The 20,495-nt window shown below is 43.2% G+C and carries 19 protein-coding genes and 1 riboswitch; of the genes, 14 read left to right on the top strand and 5 right to left on the bottom strand.

The features are described from left to right. Window positions 1–4: 4 nt before the first annotated feature. The gene (locus MHI37_RS16170) at window positions 5–883 is read right to left on the bottom strand and encodes a LysR family transcriptional regulator (protein WP_076334752.1); all 879 of its coding nucleotides are present in this window, start codon (window positions 881–883) and stop codon (window positions 5–7) included. A gap of 116 nt (window positions 884–999) precedes the next feature. Between MHI37_RS16170 and aroC the strand changes: the two genes are divergently transcribed. The 4 genes from aroC to MHI37_RS16150 all read left to right on the top strand — a co-directional run bounded on the left by aroC (window position 1,000) and on the right by MHI37_RS16150 (window position 4,964). Then, window positions 1,000–2,055, top strand: a complete 1,056-nt coding sequence (gene aroC / locus MHI37_RS16165) for a chorismate synthase (RefSeq protein ID WP_076334753.1) — start codon at window positions 1,000–1,002, stop codon at window positions 2,053–2,055. Between the two features lie 90 nt (window positions 2,056–2,145). After that, window positions 2,146–3,117, top strand: a complete 972-nt coding sequence (locus MHI37_RS16160; RefSeq protein ID WP_076334754.1) for a D-glycerate dehydrogenase — start codon at window positions 2,146–2,148, stop codon at window positions 3,115–3,117. A gap of 153 nt (window positions 3,118–3,270) precedes the next feature. Continuing rightward, window positions 3,271–3,822, top strand: a complete 552-nt coding sequence (locus tag MHI37_RS16155) for a GNAT family N-acetyltransferase (protein WP_076334755.1) — start codon at window positions 3,271–3,273, stop codon at window positions 3,820–3,822. 536 nt (window positions 3,823–4,358) lie between these two features. Then, the gene (locus MHI37_RS16150; protein WP_076334756.1) at window positions 4,359–4,964 is read left to right on the top strand and encodes an NAD(P)H-binding protein; all 606 of its coding nucleotides are present in this window, start codon (window positions 4,359–4,361) and stop codon (window positions 4,962–4,964) included. A gap of 159 nt (window positions 4,965–5,123) precedes the next feature. On the opposite strand, the gene MHI37_RS16145 is transcribed toward MHI37_RS16150, so the two are convergent. Then, the gene (locus tag MHI37_RS16145; protein ID WP_076334757.1) at window positions 5,124–7,175 is read right to left on the bottom strand and encodes a molybdopterin oxidoreductase family protein; all 2,052 of its coding nucleotides are present in this window, start codon (window positions 7,173–7,175) and stop codon (window positions 5,124–5,126) included. Window positions 7,176–7,312: 137 nt separating this feature from the next. Beyond that, window positions 7,313–7,420, top strand: a riboswitch (purine riboswitch). Between the two features lie 78 nt (window positions 7,421–7,498). On the opposite strand from MHI37_RS16145, the gene MHI37_RS16140 reads away from it, so the two are divergent. Further along, window positions 7,499–8,452: a DMT family transporter gene (locus tag MHI37_RS16140; RefSeq protein ID WP_076334758.1), complete on the top strand. Its 954-nt coding sequence runs from the start codon at window positions 7,499–7,501 to the stop codon at window positions 8,450–8,452. A gap of 72 nt (window positions 8,453–8,524) precedes the next feature. Beyond that, entirely contained in the window at window positions 8,525–9,304 is a 780-nt protein-coding gene (locus tag MHI37_RS16135) for a Cof-type HAD-IIB family hydrolase (RefSeq protein ID WP_076334759.1), read from the top strand. A gap of 50 nt (window positions 9,305–9,354) precedes the next feature. Here the strand turns inward: MHI37_RS16135 and MHI37_RS16130 are convergent, their stop codons facing one another. Continuing rightward, window positions 9,355–9,864 (bottom strand): C40 family peptidase, encoded by a 510-nt coding sequence (locus MHI37_RS16130; RefSeq protein WP_076334760.1) that lies wholly within the window; start codon window positions 9,862–9,864, stop codon window positions 9,355–9,357. Window positions 9,865–10,501: 637 nt separating this feature from the next. Here MHI37_RS16130 and MHI37_RS16125 point away from each other — a divergent pair. The 6 genes from MHI37_RS16125 (at window position 10,502) to MHI37_RS16100 (ending at window position 17,404) form a co-directional block, all read left to right on the top strand. Beyond that, window positions 10,502–10,768: a CD3324 family protein gene (locus tag MHI37_RS16125; protein ID WP_179090123.1), complete on the top strand. Its 267-nt coding sequence runs from the start codon at window positions 10,502–10,504 to the stop codon at window positions 10,766–10,768. Between the two features lie 164 nt (window positions 10,769–10,932). Beyond that, complete coding sequence (locus tag MHI37_RS16120; RefSeq protein WP_076334762.1) at window positions 10,933–11,298, top strand: response regulator; 366 nt, start codon at window positions 10,933–10,935, stop codon at window positions 11,296–11,298. Further along, window positions 11,291–14,134, top strand: coding sequence for an ATP-binding protein (locus tag MHI37_RS16115; RefSeq protein WP_083676023.1), 2,844 nt, complete (start codon window positions 11,291–11,293; stop codon window positions 14,132–14,134). The genes MHI37_RS16120 and MHI37_RS16115 overlap by 8 nt, the downstream gene beginning before the upstream one ends. Before the next feature lie 18 nt (window positions 14,135–14,152). After that, window positions 14,153–15,793 (top strand): diguanylate cyclase, encoded by a 1,641-nt coding sequence (locus MHI37_RS16110; protein WP_076334763.1) that lies wholly within the window; start codon window positions 14,153–14,155, stop codon window positions 15,791–15,793. A gap of 122 nt (window positions 15,794–15,915) precedes the next feature. Beyond that, a complete protein-coding gene (locus tag MHI37_RS16105) occupies window positions 15,916–17,187 on the top strand; it encodes a transposase (protein ID WP_076334764.1) in 1,272 nt (423 codons plus the stop codon). Continuing rightward, window positions 17,156–17,404 (top strand): hypothetical protein, encoded by a 249-nt coding sequence (locus tag MHI37_RS16100; protein WP_076334765.1) that lies wholly within the window; start codon window positions 17,156–17,158, stop codon window positions 17,402–17,404. Before MHI37_RS16105 ends, MHI37_RS16100 begins: the two co-directional genes overlap by 32 nt. 99 nt (window positions 17,405–17,503) lie before the next feature. Here the strand turns inward: MHI37_RS16100 and MHI37_RS16095 are convergent, their stop codons facing one another. Further along, window positions 17,504–17,791, bottom strand: coding sequence for a hypothetical protein (locus MHI37_RS16095; RefSeq protein WP_076334766.1), 288 nt, complete (start codon window positions 17,789–17,791; stop codon window positions 17,504–17,506). 241 nt (window positions 17,792–18,032) lie between these two features. On the opposite strand from MHI37_RS16095, the gene rpiA reads away from it, so the two are divergent. Continuing rightward, complete coding sequence (gene rpiA, locus MHI37_RS16090) at window positions 18,033–18,701, top strand: ribose-5-phosphate isomerase RpiA (RefSeq protein ID WP_076334767.1); 669 nt, start codon at window positions 18,033–18,035, stop codon at window positions 18,699–18,701. Window positions 18,702–18,711: 10 nt separating this feature from the next. Next, on the top strand, window positions 18,712–18,900 hold the full coding sequence (locus MHI37_RS16085) for a hypothetical protein (protein WP_256709551.1): 189 nt from the start codon (window positions 18,712–18,714) through the stop codon (window positions 18,898–18,900). Window positions 18,901–18,979: 79 nt separating this feature from the next. On the opposite strand, the gene MHI37_RS16080 is transcribed toward MHI37_RS16085, so the two are convergent. Continuing rightward, window positions 18,980–20,221: a nitrate/nitrite transporter gene (locus MHI37_RS16080; protein ID WP_076334768.1), complete on the bottom strand. Its 1,242-nt coding sequence runs from the start codon at window positions 20,219–20,221 to the stop codon at window positions 18,980–18,982. Window positions 20,222–20,495 lie beyond the last annotated feature (274 nt).

Here is a 20,495-nt window from a genome sequence, read left to right as displayed (position 1 = left end):
ATTGTTATTGAAGCAGCTCTGTAAACCGAGTAGCGGCAATAGACAGAGTAGAGTCACGCCTAGCAGCGAAACCGACTGCCCGCGGAGAAATCGGCTCCTTCGTATGGAGCTGAAACAGCTTTCCTTCGGCGAGCTCCTGCTTCACAAAGGATTGGGTAACGAACGCTGCTCCGTAGCCGCGTCCCGCAAGCTCAATCAGCATATCCATACTGCTTAGCTCCATATCAGCATCCGCTTGGATACCTTGTGAGGAAAACCATTGATCCACATACTTTCTTGTGCTGCTCCCTTCGGAGAGCAGCAGGAGCGGGAGATTTGAAAGCTCATGAGCAGTAAGAGGCTTCTGAGACAGATGCTGATAAGCGTGTCCTACGACAAAACAATCTTGAATATTTGCAAGATGCTGTACGGTAAGCTCATGATCAGCAAATGGGAAATGAACGATTCCGACATCAATTTGACCTGTTTTCAGCCGTTCTCTAATATCAGAGGTTTTTCCTTGCGAGAGGCGAATGCGCACCTCAGGATATTCAGCGTGGTACGTATCCAGAAGCGGGAGAACGAAATGCTTGATGATCGGACCGCTTGCACCTATTCTAAGCTCACCCGCAGACAGTTCTTTAAGCTTCTGCAGCCTATCTTCACCGGATTGAAGTGTCGTAAAGGATTTCTCTACATATTTGAATACCTCCATACCTTCTGAAGTAAGCTTCACGCCCTTCGATAATCGATCAAAGAGCTTCACCTCCAGCTGGGCTTCTAGCTGCTTAATGGCATAGCTAACCGATGGCTGCGTAATATGCAGCTCCTGTGCAGCTCTTGTTAAATTGCCTAATTTAGCGGTATGCCAAAAAATGCGGTACCAATCCATATTCATATTCATGATATCAATCCTATCTATATCAAAGTCGTTAAATTTTGATTTCATTTATTGCATATCAAAAATTATAATGGACTTATAACGATAGCGTCAAAGCTAAATTCAAGGAGGAACAATAAATGGCAGGAAGCACGTACGGCAGCAGCTTTAAAATAACGACTTTTGGTGAATCGCACGGTGAGGCTGTTGGAGTAATCGTAGATGGTGTTACGCCAGGCGTAGAGCTCGATGAGTCTTATATACAAATCCAAATGGACCGCAGAAAGCCGGGACAATCATCGGTAACCTCACCTCGTAAGGAATATGATGTCATAAGTATTTTGTCAGGCATGTTTGAAGGGAAAACGACGGGAACACCGTTATTTATTATGCTCCACAACAAAGATATGAGACCTGACGCTTATAGCGATATTCAATACTCCTTTCGTCCAGGCCATGCCGACTATACGTATTTGCAAAAGTATGGCCTTCGTGATCATCGCGGAAGCGGGAGAGCATCGGGAAGGGAAACTGCTGGACGTGTCGCTGGAGGAGCCGTGGCGCGCAAGCTTTTGGAGAATAAAGGGGTTAGCGTTGTTGCTTACACGAAGGAAATCGGCGGGATTAAGTGTGATTCCTTCCATGAGGACGAGATTGAGAAAAATCCAGTAAGAGCTTGTGATCCAGAAGCTGCAAAACGTATGGTAGAAAAGATTGAGTATCTAGCATCGATCGGAGACAGCTGCGGAGGAATTGTTGAATGTAGAATTAGAGGCTTGAAGCCAGGTATTGGCGAGCCCGTATTTGATAAGCTGGATGCTGAGCTTGCGAAGGCTATGCTGTCGATAGGCGCTGTGAAAGGGATTGAATTCGGCGCAGGCTTCGCAGCAGCAGAAATGCTTGGCAGCGAGCATAATGATGAAATGAGCAAGGATGGTTTCTTAAGCAATAACGCAGGTGGAATCGTTGGCGGGATCAGCACTGGCGATGAAATTGTTTTTCGGATAGCGGTTAAACCGACTTCATCCATTTCATTGCCGCAGCAAACGATCGACATTCATGGACAGGAGAAAACGATTGAGACGATCGGACGTCATGACCCTTGTATTTGCCCGCGTATTATTCCAGTAGTTGAAGCGATGGCCTGCATCGTCGTTGAGGATTTAATGAAAAGACAAGCAGCGATGTTTGAATAGTTATAATGGGGGTCATGTATTTTCGAGTTGCTTTGTCTCCCCAGTCTTGTGATATGCTTATCACGATAAGTGATGAGAGGAGACTGTATAATGAAGCCAACTGTGTTTATCGATCGCAAGCTGCCTAGAGAGGTCGAGGATTACATAGCCGAACATTGTATAATTGACAAGTGGGAAGGAAATGAGTCCATTCCACGCCAGCTTCTTTTTGAAAAATTAGCCAATACGAACGGTTTGCTGACAGCAGGGACAGCCATTGATGCTGAATTGCTTGAGCGTGCCCCGCATTTGAAGGTAGTAAGCAGTATGAGTGTTGGTTACAATCATTTTGATCTTGCTGCGATGAAGGCAAAGGGGATTATGGGTACGAATACTCCTCATGTCTTAAATGATACCGTTGCTGATTTGGCGCTGGCTCTCATGCTTGGAGCAGCAAGACGCGTTGCTGAGCTGGATCGTTATGTGAAAGACGGCAGCTGGAAGAAGGGCGACGGCACGAAGCTGTTCGGGATAGACGTGCATCATGCGAAGCTTGGCATTATTGGGATGGGACGTATCGGCGAAGCAGTAGCGCGTCGAGCTAGATTCGGTTTTGATATGGAAGTATCATACTATAATCGCAGTCGCAAGCCAGAGGCGGAAGAGAAGCTTGGCGTTCGCTATTCTGAATTAAATGAGCTGCTCGCTGCTTCAGATTTTGTTGTAATGCTTGCTCCTTTAACAGCGGAGACGAATAAGCTTATCGGAAAAAAAGAATTTGAAATGATGAAGCCTTCATCGATTTTCATTAATATATCCCGTGGTCAAACGGTCGATGAGCAAGCATTAGTTGAGGCGCTGCAAGCCGGGACGATAGCAGCTGCTGGACTTGATGTTTATGAGAAGGAGCCGATTGAAACGAATCATCCTTTTCTTCAAATGGCTAACGTACTGACGCTGCCGCACATTGGCTCTGCTACGACACAAACTAGAAATGATATGGCTATGCTTGCCGCTCAAAATTTGGTCAGTGCACTAACCGGTCAAACCCCTCCTAACCTTGTGGATGAGCTGAGTGTCTAGAAGCTTTTGCAGCAATCATTCTAATTATTTATTAGGTAATAGAGATTATCTATTGGATACCTTTTGCAAAGGATGCTAAAGTGGAATAAATGTAATTCCGATTAACCACATCGGCATTAAACAGGAACTAAAAACGATGCAGAGGTGAAATAGATGAGCGAGGTTTATCGGTTAGCCACATTAGAGGACGCGCCAGCTCTTCTTCATGTCATTTATGAAGCATATGTTACGATTAGGGAGCTAGAGCTTCATTGGCCGGCAGCACATGCTGATTTGGCTTTAATTCAAGACAATATTAGCGCTAATGAATGTTATGTTCTTGAGCTTAACGGCGTTGTTGCAGCAACAGTTACTTTATCCAAAGGCAATGAAGTGAAGGCAGTAACGGACTTTCCATTTATTAAGTGGTTTGCAGTAGACCCTGCCTATCAAGGCGCAGGCTTAGGCGATAAGCTGTTGACCTTTGTGGAGCAATCGATCATTCGGGATCAGGTTGGAGCTGCAGCTGTTACGCTTGCTACTGCTGAGAAGCATCCGTGGCTGCTTCCTATGTATGAGCGTAGAGGCTACGAACGGCTTCATGTGTTTGATTTCGATAACGGCGATGGGCCAATGCATTTATTGCGTAAAATTGTTAATTCAGCTTTGTATGAGCAGGAGCTGCACGAAAAAACAAAACAGATTGTTAATAGCACTAGCGAGTAAAGCTTCCAGCTGGTGGAGCAATCGATACAGAGGAGAGTCTCACCTTATACAGGTGGGCTCTTTCTTGTATTTACTATATAGTTTTAGAAACCTATGGTAAGGAAATAACGACCTGCAGGGTTAGTTCGTTTAGGCAATAGCGCTATAGGACGAGGCTACGCTGCAGTTTGTACAACGTAATCGACGTTACTTGCCTAACTAGGGTACGTACACTGTACTTTGTGCAATAGATGGCCTATTCTAGGGCGATATTCGTTGGTTTGGAGCTCATTCTACTGCATAATTACAATGTAGCCAACCGAAACAGCTCTCATGTGAGGTTTATAGTGTAATAAGTGCAGTCTAGGCTGCTTCTCCTCAAACGAGAAGTGTTCGCCTTTGCAGCCGTATTCTAACCTTTACATGTCTTAGGAAATCAAAGAATCTGGCTGCAACAGCAATCGTGGGAACAATCTTCTCATGCAGCGCCCAAAACGTAAATGTTTAGTTCAACTTATATAGTTAAAAATTATCATTAGAATAGGAGGCTATCGTAAGTGAAGCTGCTGCTTATTGGAGCTACAGGAAAGACGGGGCAACATATTCATCATTTTTTGGAGGATAGGGGGATCGAGACTAAGCGGTTCGTACGTTTGCCAGAGCAGGTGGAATCAGGCTGTTTTCTTGGGGACATTCGAAATTCGCAGGATGTAGTCGAGGCAATGGCAGGAGTAGATGGAATCATTTGCGCATTAAATACAGAAGGCAATGGAACGCTGATTAGCGGTATCACTCATATCATTCGTGCGATGCAGAAGTTAGAGGTGAAAAGGATTGTAACGATAGGTACGGCAGGAATTCTTCAAAGTGAGCTGCAGCCAGAGCTGCTAAGATTTCGATCGACTGAGAATAAACGGGTGAATCATGCTGCTGCTATGGAGCATGAGCAAGCCTACCTTGCTTTAGCGAAAACCGATTTGGAGTGGACAGTCGTATGCCCAACAAGGCTCATTCAAGCTAATCATACAAGCGTATATCGTGTCCGCAAAAATATTCTACCTTCGGCAGGCTCGGAAATCTCATTCGCAGACACGGCTGAATTTGCTGTGTCCGAATATTTGAATAAAGCATTTGTTCAGGAGAGAGTCGGCATTTGCTACTAACAATAGGAAGTTAACAAAAACCTGAATTCCTCTTTTCGAAGGATTCAGGTTTTTGGGTTATTTTAAAATATAAGTTTCACATGTATACTCCGCCTATATTTCTCCGGAATGAAACGCGCCACCGCTATAAGGACGGCGACAGCCGTTTCACCTTGAACATTAGACTTGATCAAGCTTCAATACCTCCACACGGTTCGAGAAAAAGGTAGCGCCGCCGCCCATATCCGCCAAACGCTGAGGTGTAAGGGAATTGACAGCCTGATGTCCCTTATTCTTATCATCCCACCATAGCCCCTGCGTAACGAGTACACCTGGAAGTACGTCTTGGCCAATTCGGAGTGTAATTTCAAGCTCCCCTCGGTCATTGCGTATTCTGACGCGTTCACCGTCAAGCAGTCCAAGCTTCTGTGCATCATCTTGATGCATATGCAGCTGAGGCTCCTTCTCCAGCTTCTGGAGACGTTCTTGATTAGCAAAGGTCGAGTTGATAAAGCTATGGTTTGGACCCGTGGTCAGCCAAAATGGATAGGTTTCCGGCTCGGAAAGCGGCGTATGATCAGGAACAGGAGAAAGGCCCTTTTGAAGCATCGCTTCTGAATACAGCTCTATTTTTCCAGTCGCAGTCGGAATCATCGAAGTAATCGCTCGGAGCTTATTCCCGCCAGCCTTCATCCACGTATTCGCTTTAAGCGTGTCGAATGTGATGCCCTCCAAGAAAGGGTTGTGATCGCTGTCCAAAGCTTGTGAAATCATTTGCTCCTCTGTTAAATCGAACACTTCCGTCTCGAAGCCAAGCATTAGCGCTAATTCCTTAAAGAGTGTGAAATTCGATTTGCATTCCCCCATTGGCGGCAAAATCGGCTCATGAAGCTGCAAATACAGATGCCAGTATGAGGTATACAAATCTAAGTTTTCAAAATGAGTAGTTGCAGGCAATACAATATCCGAATATTTGCAAGTATCTGTTAAAAATAAATCATGCGTAATCGTAAAAAGATCCTCTCGCAGCAGACCTGCTCGAACACGGTTCTGGTCCGGTGCCACGACTGCCGGATTGCTATTATAGACGAAAAGCAGCTTGACAGGGGATTCCAGATTAAGCAAGGCATCTCCCAATTGATTCATATTAACGGTTCTAACGTTAGGATCGGGCATTAAATCTGGACGCTCAAGCTTCTCTGCATTTAGCCGCGAGTACCAGCTGTTTCCTTTCATCGCACCGCCGCCGCGCAGGCTCCATTGACCTGTTAGCGCAGGCAGGCAGGAGATCGTTCTCACGACCATTCCACCGTTGTCATGGTGTTGGAGCCCGTTGCCAATACGAATAAAGGAAGGGGAGGTTGTCCCATAAAGACGGCCCAGCTCTTCCACTTCTGCCGCGGGTACACCTGTAATCGCTTCTACATGCTCAGGTGTATAATGTGCCGCTTGCTGAGAAAGCTCCTCATAGCCAATCGTATGCTGCTTAAGAAATGATCTATCGGCTAAACCATCCCGGATAATAACATGCATCATGCCAAGAGCGAGAGCGGCATCGGTTCCTGGACGTACGTGAATGAAACGATCTGCAAAGGCCGAGGTGCGGTTGCGATGAACGTCGATATGAATAATTTGGGCTCCGTTTTTGCGCGCTTCGGTTGCTAGCATCGTTTGATGCATATTAGTCGATACTAAATTGCAGCCCCAAATAATAAACAGCTTTGTATGCACCGTATCCTCAGGATCGATACCTATGGAGCCGCCCATCGTGTACGAATAACCTTTTGCGCCCGCAGCATTGCATATCGCTCGATCGAGCTGGCTGGCGCCAAGCCGGTGGAAGAAGCGACGATCCATGCTCTCTGAATTGAGCACACCCATATTGCCATAAAAGCTGTAAGGCAGAATGGCTTCCGCGCCGTGCTCGTCAATGATATTGCTCATGCGAGAAATAATTTCCGCATAGGCTGTTTCCCAGGAGATGCGTTCGAACGCAAGCTCACCTTTAGGACCTGAGCGCCGCATCGGAAATAGAAGCCGCTCTGGATGATAGACGCGGTCATTTAACTGCCGGACCTTGTTGCATAATGCTCCGCGGGTAATGGGATGCTCAGTATCACCTGTTATTTTAGTGATGATTCCTTCTTCGAAGGTTATGCTGAGACCGCATGTATCGGGGCAATCAAAAGGACAAACGGAACGTGTGGTTCCATTAAGTGTAGAAGTACTCATCGTCGTTCACTCCGTTCGAAATTCATCATGATTCACTTCCATCTTACCATAACAATAACGGCCTTTTTTATTATTACCAACTTATTGTCTATTGACAGTATCTTACTTGTCATGTAACATTCGAATGAATGAATACAATTTTCATTAACTAAATAATTCGTATAACCTCACGGAAATGGCTTAAAAGGGTGAGGGTTTCTACGGGAAGCCTTAACTTCCTAACTACGAATATGCGATCATTTTTTAATGATCTTATATTCTTAGTTAGGATTTTTTTGTTTATATTGCAGGTTTTAATACCAACAGGAGGAGAATTACAACACATGAAATATATTTTATCCGTATTTTTTGGAGCGGCCAGCTACGGCATATTGTCAACAATTGTAGTTCTAGCATATGGCAACGGCTATAAGCTAGGCGAGGTCGTAGGCAGCCAGCTGCTTACTGGATTTATTCTCGCATGGATGCTAGCGTTATTTATGAAATGGCGTGATGCCAAAGGCAAGGGAGTCAGCAAGCGCTCGATAGCAAGCGCTACGAACCATTCCAAAAAAATGACATGGAAACAACGCCTGCTTCTAATGGCAGCAGGTACGCCAACAGCGATTACTGGAATACTGTATTATCAATCACTTCAATATATCCCAGCTTCTTTGGCCATTATTTTATTATTCCAATTTACTTGGATTGGAGTTTTAATTCAAGCGATAAGTCAACGAAAGCGTCCAAACGGCATTATGCTCTTAACGATTGCGATCTTGTTTGGTGGAACGATGCTTGCAGCAGGCCTTATCGAGCAGGGGGCAGGTAAATTTAATGCCACAGGAGTAGTGCTTGGGCTGCTTTCAGCCCTTAGTTATTCCTTATTTATTTTGTTTAGCGGGAAGGCTGTTCCTTCTGTCCATCCTGCTTATCGCAGTGCTTGGATGATTACTGGTGGTTTGGTGCTCGTATTTATTTTGTTCCCGCCTGCATTTTTATTTAATGGGCTGCTTTGGAGCAGCTTAATGTTCTATGGGTTTTTGCTCGGACTGTTTGGGGCCTTTATTCCACCTGTATTGTTCGCCATTGGCGTGCCTCATATAGGTGAAGGAATGGCAGGAATTCTTGGAGCATCAGAGCTGCCCGTTGCTGTCATGCTTTCTGCATTCATTCTGAATGAGCATGTTAGTGTACTTCAATGGGCGGGTGTGGCAGTTGTTCTAATCGGAATTGCAATACCAGAGCTTATTAAACGCAAACGCAAGCTTAATGGGTTTAGCTTGCAGCAGAATTAGCTTGAAAACAGCGAGCTGTACTAAAATAAGCTATAATTAGAGAAACGATGATAAGGGATTGATAAGCTGCATATGAATAAGAAGCTTTTGTTTTTTGATATTGACGGCACATTAGTTGATCATGAAAAAAAGATTCCCCCTTCTACAAAGCAGGCCATTGCACAATTGAAACAAGCAGGGCATGAAATTGTAATCGCCACAGGCAGAGGCCCTTTTATGCTGAAGTCAGTAAGTGAGGCATTGCATATTGAATCCTACGTTAGCTTTAACGGCTCCTATGTCGTTTATAATGGCGAGGTTGTTTACAGTCATCCTATCGATACAGCTCGCTTGAAGGAGCTATCACAAATTACGATTGAAAATAAGCATCCGCTTGTATATATGACCCCAGAAGGCATGCGCACGAATACGGATCAAAGCGCGTACTTGGATGCTGTTGATGAGCCGTTAAAGCTGCGGCTGCCGCAAGTGGAGCCCGATTATTATATGGGAAAAGAGATTTATCAATGTCTGCTGTACTGCAAGGAAGAGGATGAAGGGTATTATAAAAGCAATTTCTCCGAATTTGGCTACAACCGTTGGCATCCATACGGAAGTGATATTCTTCCACCTGGAGGCTCCAAGGCGAGAGGCATTCAGGCGCTTATTGAGCGAGCGGGTGTGAGAGATGAGGATGTTTATGCATTTGGTGATGGACTAAATGATCTTGAAATGCTGCAATATGTTTATCACAGCGTAGCAATGGGCAATTCTCCGGATATCGTAAAGGAAGCAGCTCGGTATATTACGAAGGATGTAGCAGAGGATGGTATTTTACACGGCTTAAAAATGCTTGGTTTGTTGAAAGACTAGTATATAATAAAAAAGAGAGGCTGATCTCCTAGAGATCAGCCTCTCTTTCCCTATTTAATTACGCGTCGTGCAGTAACATAGGTTTTATCCCATGTGCTTCCAGAAAAATTAGAAATGGTAACCCCTACACCGACTTTATACGTATGAAGCAGTTTATTATTTCCTATATATATACTTACGTGATTGATGATGCCATCGCGATTGGTATCAGAAAAAACAAGATCGCCCGCTTTTAGTTTGCTTTTGGATACATAAGAGCCTGACTTCGCTTGCGCTTTTGAGGTTCTTGGAAGACTGACTCCTACTTTTTTGTACACATATTGAGTAAAAGAAGAGCAGTCAAACGAGCTAGTAATGCCTGATTTCGCTCCAAATTTGTAAGGAACTCCAGTGTATTTCTTACCAACGGAAACTACGGTGCTGGCTTTAGAAGAGGCCGATGCAGTTGCTGCTTGTGCGGCCTGTGGCAAGGCTAGCGAGCTCCCGCAGATTGCTATGGAAAGACTGATCCCTATTCCTGCTACTAGTTTGTTAAAACGTTTGTTGTTCGTGGTGTTCATTTTGTGCCTCCTATAGTTTAGGTCGTTTGTGAATCAACTAGAAACACCATAACATAGATTATTAACCCACAAATTACCTATGAGAAAACGAGCTCTAGATACGTCTAGAGAAATGGGCAATTATTAAAATATGATAATAAAAAACTCATTTATTTTCCTTGACAATGCTATTATTGGTAAAGTTCGTTTATAGTTGTTTTTACGCTTTCACAAGCATTGTATAAGGCTATATAATGATGAAGTCGGGCCGACGAATGATGAGGAAAGGAGCTGATCGAATTGATTAACAACCTGGAGGTGATCTCCGTTTAGGCGGAGATCACCCATATAAAGGAGGCCGAAAGGCCTCCTTTTATTTAAATATAGGAAAGGTTATCATTTCGCCATATTTTCTCTATATTTCTCCGGAATGAAACGCGCCACCGCCATAAGGACGGCGACAGCCGTTTCACCTTGATGAGCTAACCACCCATTCATTTAATGGGATTTATGTAAAAAATCAGTTGTCAATTGAAAAGGCTTACAATATACTTTTAATATAGCTATATAAATAATCGAAGGGAGGCAATAAAGATGTTGAGAAATACCAAAGCGGATAACCTTACAAAGATGAGCTTGTTCGAGGAGGACATTTATTGTGAATTACAAAAATGGGAGAGATGTGCTTCCCCCTAGTTTATTGAAGGAATTGCAAAAGTATATTCAGGGAGATCTGATCTATGTGCCCAAGGCTGCTGATCAACGTGCGCATTGGGGAGAGGTTAGCGGTACGCGGAAGCTGTTAGCTGAAAGGAATAAGGAGATCTACCTTTATTACACGAATGGTCTGTCGGTTGCCGAGCTGGAGAGGAAATATCACTTGTCAGGCGAGAGCATACGAAAGATAATTGTAAAGGCGAGATAATGGAATAGAAGCACGTAAGCAGACACTCTGAGTTGTCTGCTTTTTGCTATGTAGTGCTACAAATTAAAGGATTTATTTATTGAATGTCGAAATGCTAACTATGTAGTTTTGTGGCAGTTTATGTCGAAACCAGCTAACGTATATTGCAGTGGAGGATATGAATAATGAAAACAGTATTAATTGCAGAAGATGAACCGATTTTACGTATGCTTATTATGGATACGCTTGAGGACGAAGGTTATTCACTCGAAGAAGCGGCCGACGGTGAGGAGGCATTAGATAAAATTACGAGATTTGACTTTAATTTGGTCATTCTGGATTATATGATGCCAAAAATGACTGGAATCGAAGTCATTGAAAAAATGAAAGAGATTGAGAGCTGTCAATTGACAAAAATATTAATGCTCTCTGCGAAGAGCCAGCAAGCCGAGCAGGTTAAGGTTATTCGCGCTGGCGCCGATGGATTTATGTCAAAGCCATTTAGTCCGTTGGACCTTATTGATAAGGTAGAGGAGATGCTTCGTGGCTAAGCTGAAGCTCTACTATAAAAAAAGTATTACAAGGCAGTTCACTTCCATGATGGTGCTCTCTTTAACGCTCATTTTGGTTGGGGCGGTTGTCGTCTTATGGGGAACCATCAATATTGTGAAGAATTATGAATTGGAAACGAATCAGATGCGAGAGAAGCAAGAGCTTGTTACACAAATTGCTGATCATTCGAATGAAATTATTTTACGGGCTCGCGGTTACTACGTATACTTATCAGATTTTGAATATGAACAAATATTTGTAGAAAAAGATTCGCTTGAAAAAGCGCTCGTCAGTATAAAGAACTTCGAGCTAAGTGCTTCTGAGCAAGAGGTAATGCAAAATATTGAATCTTTTTTTGCCAGTTATTTCGTTGATATTCTCCCCAAAGCGATAGAGTACTCCAAAGCTCAAAATTATGAGGAACTTCGTATATTCGTATCGGCAGGAGAAAATAACCCCATAAACAAGCTTCTTGAATACTCACATGATTTTGAGTCCCAGGTTCAAGTTATCGCCGAAAACAAAAATGATGAGCTTGTTCAGAGCCTTTCATTTCAAGCGATTTTCTTCATTGCCTACATCATCTTAATTCTCATTATTTCTTCTTTTATTACGAGAAGGGTAGCCATAGATATCGGCGCTCCGCTTAAGGAACTGACCTTAAATGCTCGGCGTTTTGCAGATGGTGAATTCATTGAGCTGGGGCAAATTACCCGAGAGGATGAGCTTGGCGAGCTTGCCCGAACATTTCAAAATATGATGATACAAATACAAAATAAAGAGGAAGAGCTGCTTTCTCAGAACGAAGAGCTGCACGCGCAGCAGGACGAGCTCCAGGCTCAGCAAGAGGAACTGCAAGAAGCAATGATTTTAATGGAGAAAAATGAAAATTATTTGGAAAAGCGTAATTTACTTATCCAATCACTTTCCAATACGCTCGATCAAGAAGAGCTGCTGCAAAGTATTATTTCCAACATCGTAGCCATTACCAATTCAGACAAAGGGCTAATCGTTATGATGAATCGTGAGCACGATTATGCAGCAGTTGGTATTTCTGACGCCTCCGCTGAACAATTTATTAGAACGATAGATGATGGCATCGTGCAGCGTGCTCAGGATACGAAGCAAGCATATAGCATGACACGTGAGGGCACCGCAGCTGAGCAAGGCTATCATGAGCACTCGTCAAAAGCGACAGATCTAATCTTGCCGATATTAAACGCTGAGGATGAAATGGTTGCGTGCATCGTTATTACAAAGTTGAATCAAATGATCACGAAGCAAGAAGAGAATGAAATCATGGGTATGATGAAGCAAATCTCCTTAGCATTCGATAAATTGTATTTATATGAGCAATCAGAGAAGCAGCGTTTAATGACCAGTGATATGTTAAATACGGTGCAAGAAGGTATACAGCTGCTTGATCTAGATGGAAGCACCCTGCAAATCAATCGTAAAATGTCCGAAATATTCGGATTCTTTCAAAATATGGACGACTCGATTCAAATGCCGCTGGAGCAATTCAAAACCTTAGTACACACCTCTATTGTTGAAGCAGCAGCTTTCCTTAACTTTATGGATGCACTAGTAACCAATGGTCATTTGAATGGTCAGCGTAGCATGAATTATGAAATTTTATTGCCGGAACGGAAATTCATACAAATTTACTGTGAGCCTTTGTATCGGAATGGAATTAAATACGGATTGCTCCTTGTTCATCGAGACATTACGAAGGAATACGAGGTTGACCGAATGAAGTCAGAGTTCGTAAGTACCGTAAGCCATGAACTTAGGACACCGCTTGCAAGCGTGCTTGGATTTACGGAGCTCATGCTTCATCGCGAGCTTAAGCCTGAGCGACAACGGAAATATGTAACAACGATATATCAAGAAGCAAGAAGATTAACTACATTAATTAATGATTTCCTTGACTTGCAGCGAATGGAATCCGGCAAGCAAACCTATGATCTAAAGCCAGTTTCATTAACATCATTAATTAATGGAGTTATTGATATGCAGCAAATGTCAGCAGAAAGCCATCCAATCATTTGGGAAAATGAAATTCCGGATGCGGTTATACTTGCAGACCATGATAAAATGCAGCAGTTGTTTATTAATTTGCTCACCAATGCGATTAAATACTCGCCTAACGGTGGACAGATTAAAATATTTAGTGGCAGGATTGAGGGAAAAGCATTGATCCGAATCAAGGATCATGGACTAGGGATTCCTAAGGATGCGCTGCCGAATTTGTTTAACAAGTTTTATCGAGTGGACAATTCGGACCGAAGGGAAATCGGTGGAACCGGTTTAGGGCTTGCCATTGTCAAAGAAATTATTACTAGGCATGAAGGCAGCATAGACGTTCAATCTGAATTCGGTCACGGCAGTACATTTAATGTTATTGTCCCTTTAGCAGATAAACAAGAGCAGCTTCAAGATGAGGAGCAAAATCGAGATATAGGCTTGCCTGGAGCGACGATTCATGTCATGCTGATCGAGAATGACCATAATCTATCCATTTTATTAAGAGATGAGCTGCAATCCAGCGGTTTTTATGTTCATCTGTTTACTGAGGGCATGAAGGCAATGGAAGCTATTGAGGAGCTTAATCCTGATATCGTGGTCATTGATTTGATGCTTGAGCCTGACGTCACGGGGTGGGATATTATTAGGAAGATCAAGAAATCAGAGCTTCTTATAAATAAACCAATCATTATCTCCAGTGCCTTCGAAGAGAAAGAGAAGGCAGCACAATGGGGAATTAATACTTTTTTAGTGAAACCGTACTTGCCTGGCAGACTGAGTGCAGCCATTTCACACATGATGCGATAATCAAGGGAGCTTATTGTAATGAAGACCGAGAAGTATAAGAGACTCATTCAAAAAAAAATTATAGAAACGATTGAAATTTGGTCCGATCAACAAAGCGTGGAAGAGCGAGAAATTTATCGTTTCTTTCACAATCTTAAAGGAACAAGCGGGACTATTGGATTACTAGAGATAGAGAAATTTTCAGAAATCAAAGAGCAAATGTTTATGGAATCAAGCACAAAGGCCTTTACTCGTGATGAATGGTCCAAGCATTTGCTCCCGATTACTACAATGTTTCCTGCCGCAATAGAAAGCTTAACAGAAGCAATTAGCGCAAATTCAATGGAATCCTCCGATTTGGATGACAATATCAATACTGAAAATCGTGTATTGGTCATTGACGATGATGTCCATTTCGTAACCTATGTGAAAGAGGTTTTAGAAAAGCATAATTATCCGGTCAGCATAGCATTAAATGCCGAACGCGGACTCAAGCTCTTTTATGAATGGAAGCCGAATTTAATTTTACTTGATATTGTGCTGCCGGATCATAGCGGAATGTATGTGCTAAATCAGATCGTTGACAAAGCAAAGCAGGAGCATATCCCAATTATTATGGTGAGCGGAAATTTCTCTGTTGAAAACCAAATCAACGCCTACCGTTCAGGCGCCATGGATTTTCTTGCCAAACCTTTTGATGTGGAGCTTCTAGTTGCCTTAGTTGATAACCGATTTGTCATGAAGCAGGACTGGCAGCGCTCGATCATTATTGACGAGCTGACCGGTGCCTATAATCGGAAACACTTTAACAAAATGATGAAACAAAAAATCAAATGCTTCAAGCGCTCGAACGAAATATTTTCCTTGGTCATGCTCGACTTGGATTACTTTAAGCGCGTGAATGATACCTATGGGCACCTGCAAGGAGACGAGGTTTTACAAGCATTTGTTGCCATTGCCAAAGATACGTTTCGGTCAACAGATATTTTGTGTCGTTATGGAGGCGAAGAGTTTGCTGTCATTCTGCCGAGAACTGATGCGATTCAGGCAGCCGTTCTAATGGATCAATTTAGAAATTTATTTAATGAGGTTAAGTTTCATGCGAATAACGAGATTTTTCAAGTTACCTTTTCATCGGGTATAACGGAAATTACGGAAGCTAATAGTTATACGGAGAAGCTTGTTGATGAAGCCGATCAGGCGCTTTATAGCGCAAAACGTGCGGGTAGAAATCAAACCATTGTTTATTCCAATGAGCTGAACGAGAGAAACTATGAAATTCCCCTTAATTTTATTATTGTCGATGATGATCCGCTTATAAGAGACATTGTTATCAATAGCTTCGCAAACTGGAAGCCTGTCAACCATCTGAAGCTTCAAACCGCCGAATATTCAAGCGGTATATCATTTATAACGTCAGACTGGTATAAGGAAGGCGAAAAATATATCATTCTACTCGATGGTTCCATGCCAGATTTAGACGGCTTAGAGGTGCTGCGACGGTTGCGTGAAGATTATCCGGAGAAGCAGCTGTTGATTGTGATGCTTACAGCTCGGAATAATACAAAAGATATTGTTCATGCGCTGCAAATGGGTGCGGATGATTATGTCGTCAAGCCGTTCAATATGCAGGAGCTGGTCCTGCGGATCGAGCGTTTAGCCAATCGAATGCTTAATTAAACGCCATTCTACACAAAAACCGCATTCCCGTTGGGAAAGCGGTTTTCTTGTTGTTTAGGAAATTATGCGATGCTAAAAAATGTGGATAATCGAGTCGAAAAAATAAATAGGGGGGGATCGTTATGGAGAAGCGAGAAACATGGAAGAAACGAGGGATCGTGAAACAGATCTTGAAGGATCATTTTCATGGGTTTTGGGAACTTCATGCGAATCTATTCCCGGAAGAACTGCAGAAAGCGATACCGGAAGCCGTAAACAAGGCAACGCGATGCGGCACGAAGGATATGGGTTACGCGAGATATGAATGTATGGGTTGTACGGAGGGAAAACCGGAACCGGTCATTATCTGTTTTACTTGTAAGAGTCGGTTTTGTCATGGATGCGGAAAGAAATACACCGATGACTGGGCAGAAAAGCAACAGGAGCGAATCCTGAATGTCCCCCATCGTCATACCGTGTTTACGGTACCAAAAGAGTTGAGGAAATACTTCTTTGAGGATCGGAGTCGTTTGAACGAGCTTAGTAAAGAAGTGGCGAAGGTCATCCAATATTACTATCGGCGTAAAAATAAGAGCAAACAGTATGACGTGGGCGTCATTACGGTCATTCATACGTTTGGAAGGGATCTAAAGTTTAATCCGCATATTCATGCCCTGGTTACGGAAGGTGCGTTAGATTGCCATAAGCAGTGGAAGAGTGTGGAGTATATTTCTTTTACCTACTTGAGAAAGTCATGGCAGAAGCTACTTATGGATTTAATGTTGAAGTGGCATCCTGGCGATGCGAAGGTAAAAACGTTGGTAAACCAACTGTACAGTCGGTACAAGCATGGATTTTATGTCAACGCAGAACAACGAATGAAGGATGCCCGTGGAGCGGCCAAGTATATTGGACGTTATCTGGCTCGTCCGGCAATCGCAGAGTATCGCATTATAAAGTATGACTACCATACGGTACATTACTGGTACGAAGATCATCAGACAGGAAAGAGGATCGATGTCGTAGCCCCTGTCATGAAATTCATTTATGCCCTGGTGCAGCATATCCCGCCGAAGCATTTTCGAATGGTAGGCAGGTATGGCCTGTACAGCAGAAGTAAGAATAAGGAGTCGCAAAAGATCATTAACTTATGGCGGTACATGGTCCATAAACAGATTGAAATGACGTTCCCGCCGAAGGAAAAGAGAAGAAAGACGTACCGTCAGCGGATGTTGGAGACTTATGAACGGGATCCGATCGCCTGTCCCTGCTGCAAACAAACCATGTTGCTTGTGGTTATTTGGCATGCAGACTATGGGCGAATTTATTATTATGATGAGGAAAGTGAACGAGCGTATAAGAAGAAATGGGGGGTTCGGGCTAATGAACGAAAGGAAAGGCAAGAAACAGGATAGCGAAAAGGAAGAAGCTGTTGAACTATTTTCCTTTGATGATGAGGAGGAAGAAGTCTTTATCGATTATGTTTGCGTAGATTGCGGATGTTTAGATCCTGTGCCTGATTTCATCGTAGGAGAGTGTTCTTATGAATTAGGACCTGAGGAGAGTCCTGTGTTCGTATGCCCGGAGTGTAACGGAGACTTGGTGAGGAAGAAAGAGCCGGCGGAGAAGTAACCGTCGGCTAGTACGTAAATTCACCGTAGGTGATTTTGTTCTGAGCGTGCGTCAGTCTCTTATTGCCGCACGCTTGCAGGGCGATTAACTTCTGGTTTATCAAATCGTTGCAACAGGCAAGTCTAGTACAGTTTGCGGGTACTTATAGTCATTCCGATAGCAGTTGGTATCCGAATCATAGGTGGATTGCGAGAGCTTGTGAGAGATTTCAAAAATAGATAGCTTCGGATTGACATGCAAGGAAGATTCGAAAAACGAGCATCTGTCAAAGTTGAAATCCAATGTCGTAATAATAATGACACAGTTCGTAAAGGTACAGCCAATAAAGCTAAATCCGTCAAAAGCAATCGTTTCATTCGTAAAATGTTCATTCGCAATTGTATTCATGATCAGCGCTCCTATTCTGTGTTGGGACAACCTATTGAAAATTCTATCAGATATTTAATGTGATGTTTGTCGCTTGTTGCAGGTGAAATTAAATAATTAACGACATAAATAGCGATCATCCGAGTGAGGTGTTTTTTTAAATTTATTTACAGTCGTTCGACCTATATTTCGAGAAAATAGCTATAATAAGTGGGATGCGTAAGTAAATCACGGAAGTGATCAAAAAAATAGAGGTGTATAAATGGAATCCAAAAGAATTGCTGCAGAAAGAGCTGTTGAATTTGTAAAAGATGGGATGATCGTCGGCTTGGGAACAGGCTCGACAGCATATTGGGCGATACAAAAAATCGGCAAACGAGTGAAAGAGGGTCTATCGGTCAGAGCGATCGCAACCTCTACGCAATCGGAGGAGTTGGCGAGGGAGCTCGGCATAAGCTTGCTTTCTCCCGCAGAGATTGATCTGATTGATGTGACTATAGATGGTGCAGATGAGGTTGATTGCAATTGGAATCTTACGAAAGGTGGAGGTGGTGCGCTGCTCCGCGAGAAAATTGTAGCATCAGCAAGCAAGCAGTTGATTATCATCGTTGACGAGAGCAAAATAGTCGATCAATTAGGCAAATTCCCTTTGCCTGTGGAGGTTATTCCATTCGGCTATGAAATGACGATCAAAAAGCTGCAGAAGCTTGGAGCAGAGACTGTGCAGCGTGTATCGGGTGATCACGCGTATAGGACGGACAATGGGAATTTTATCGTGGATTGTCATTTTGGAACGATTGAGAAGCCAGTGGAGCTTCATCAAACACTGAATTTAATTGCTGGAGTCGTAGACAACGGCCTATTTATAGATATGGCTACGCAAGTAATCGTAGGTTACATGGACGGCTCCGTTCGTGAGCTTACGAAATAAGGAGTGATATATGCCTATGTTTACAGGCTGGAGGCTCTCTGTCCTTGGAATAATTGTGGTAGGAGCGACTGCCGTGCTTGCTTCGTCCTTTAACCTCATAGCGGGTCAGAAGGCTGTTATTATGTTTATATTATTTGTCTTTTTTATTGGAGCATTAGAGTCAATGGAGCTCATAAAGCGGAGAAGAAAACGCAAATAAACGAGAAAAGAATACCCTTAGATAAACAAGCTGCATCTTATCTAAGGGTATTCTTTAATATCTACGATTATCCTATGGGCTAGAGGTTAGCTTGGGATGCCTCGGAGAGGGTATCCAACTTTGCTTTTCCTCCTTTGGCCATCCATTTGTGCTTCCATTTGGACTGCATAACGACCAGCAGAGTAAGAGATCCAAGTGTTACTAAGCTTAAAATCAGAAAGCCAGACGTGTACGAACCAGTTGTTTGGTAGAGCTTCCCGAGTATTAGCGGCAGTGCATACCCGCCTAAACCGCCGGCTGCCCCGATTATGCCAGTCATGAGTCCAAGCTCGCTGCCAAAGCGCTGCGGGACAAGCTGAAATACCGAGCCGTTTCCAGCTCCTAGACACATCATGCCGATGAACAACATGGTAATGACAACGGGCAATGCAGGCATAGAAGCAACAGCTGCAAGCATGATTCCAGCGCCAGCATAAAGCAGCGTCAGCATTCGCGCACCGCCAATTCGATCAGACAAGTAGCCGCCAATCGGCCTAAAGAAGCTGCCTGCGATGACGCAAAAGGTGGTAAAGTCTGCTGCCCTAACTGGTGAAAGTCCATATTGTGTATTGAAGAATATGGTTAGATAGTTGGCGAGTCCGACGAAGCCGCCGAAGGTCACACAATAAAAAGCACAGAATATCCAAGCATCACCTTGCTTTAAAACTTGCGCATATTGCGATAGCTTCTTCGGGGCAGGGCGATTCGGACTGTTTTTCGCGAAAATTGTGAAGATAATAAAAACGATAACGATTGGAATAATCGCAAGTCCAAAAACGACTTCCCAGCTGCCATAATGCTGGGCCAGACGGTTAGCAAACAAGGTGGAAATGACCGTTCCGCTATTTCCGGCTCCAGCAATACCCATGGCAAGGCCTTGATGCTCTTTGGAATACCACTGGCTGGCAAGCGGCAGGGCTGCTGCAAACGATGCGCCGGCAACACCGAGCAAAAGCGCAACAATATAAAGATGATCCAAAGAATGTACGAATTTCCAGCCCATGACTAGCGGGATAATGGTAAAGAGCATTCCGAATTGTGCCGTTCGTTTAGGTCCAATATAATCTGTCATAAAACCTAATACTAATCTTAAAATAGAGCCTCCTAAAATAGGAAGTGCTACCAAATTTGCTTTTTGAACAGGGTCCATCGGATAATCTGCTGCAATAATTACGCTGAGCGGGCCAATTAACACCCAAATCATAAAGCTCATGTCAAAATACAAAAACGCGCTAAATAATGTTGGCTTGTGACCGCTTTGCCAAAATCCTTTTCTCTCCATCCCAATCTCTCCCTTATCCTCTTTAATTAAAAAAGCCGCAATCCGTCCTTATACAGGAACGAAAAGCGGCCTCATTGCCATCGGCTGCACATCATTGTGCACCCTCACGTATTTGGATTACTAAGTTGTAACCTCAACTCGAATTATATGTATACGTAATGTATATGTCAATATATATAACATTAATATTTTTATTTGATTGTAACGATAACCCGTGTCATTTTTGTTGACATTAGCTTGATCGTGGATTAATCTTACACTATAGAACGAGTCG

The sequence above is a fragment of the Paenibacillus sp. FSL H8-0548 genome, assembly GCF_038630985.1.
GTDB lineage: Bacteria > Bacillota > Bacilli > Paenibacillales > Paenibacillaceae > Pristimantibacillus.
This window is presented reverse-complemented; position numbering and strand designations above follow the sequence as displayed.

Bases quoted from the DNA above. Each gene is read 5' to 3' on its own strand.
- MHI37_RS16110 (WP_076334763.1), top strand. From the start codon at position 14,153: ATGAAGACCGAGAAGTATAAGAGACTCATTCAAAAAAAAATTATAGAA.
- MHI37_RS16120 (WP_076334762.1), top strand. From the start codon at position 10,933: ATGAAAACAGTATTAATTGCAGAAGATGAACCGATTTTACGTATGCTT.
- MHI37_RS16145 (WP_076334757.1), bottom strand. From the start codon at position 7,175: ATGAGTACTTCTACACTTAATGGAACCACACGTTCCGTTTGTCCTTTT.
- MHI37_RS16100 (WP_076334765.1), top strand. From the start codon at position 17,156: ATGAACGAAAGGAAAGGCAAGAAACAGGATAGCGAAAAGGAAGAAGCT.
- MHI37_RS16160 (WP_076334754.1), top strand. From the start codon at position 2,146: ATGAAGCCAACTGTGTTTATCGATCGCAAGCTGCCTAGAGAGGTCGAG.
- MHI37_RS16080 (WP_076334768.1), bottom strand. From the start codon at position 20,221: ATGGAGAGAAAAGGATTTTGGCAAAGCGGTCACAAGCCAACATTATTT.
- MHI37_RS16105 (WP_076334764.1), top strand. From the start codon at position 15,916: ATGGAGAAGCGAGAAACATGGAAGAAACGAGGGATCGTGAAACAGATC.
- MHI37_RS16095 (WP_076334766.1), bottom strand. From the start codon at position 17,791: ATGAATACAATTGCGAATGAACATTTTACGAATGAAACGATTGCTTTT.
- MHI37_RS16130 (WP_076334760.1), bottom strand. From the start codon at position 9,864: ATGAACACCACGAACAACAAACGTTTTAACAAACTAGTAGCAGGAATA.
- aroC (WP_076334753.1), top strand. From the start codon at position 1,000: ATGGCAGGAAGCACGTACGGCAGCAGCTTTAAAATAACGACTTTTGGT.
- MHI37_RS16140 (WP_076334758.1), top strand. From the start codon at position 7,499: ATGAAATATATTTTATCCGTATTTTTTGGAGCGGCCAGCTACGGCATA.
- MHI37_RS16085 (WP_256709551.1), top strand. From the start codon at position 18,712: ATGCCTATGTTTACAGGCTGGAGGCTCTCTGTCCTTGGAATAATTGTG.
- rpiA (WP_076334767.1), top strand. From the start codon at position 18,033: ATGGAATCCAAAAGAATTGCTGCAGAAAGAGCTGTTGAATTTGTAAAA.
- MHI37_RS16155 (WP_076334755.1), top strand. From the start codon at position 3,271: ATGAGCGAGGTTTATCGGTTAGCCACATTAGAGGACGCGCCAGCTCTT.
- MHI37_RS16135 (WP_076334759.1), top strand. From the start codon at position 8,525: ATGAATAAGAAGCTTTTGTTTTTTGATATTGACGGCACATTAGTTGAT.
- MHI37_RS16170 (WP_076334752.1), bottom strand. From the start codon at position 883: ATGAATATGAATATGGATTGGTACCGCATTTTTTGGCATACCGCTAAA.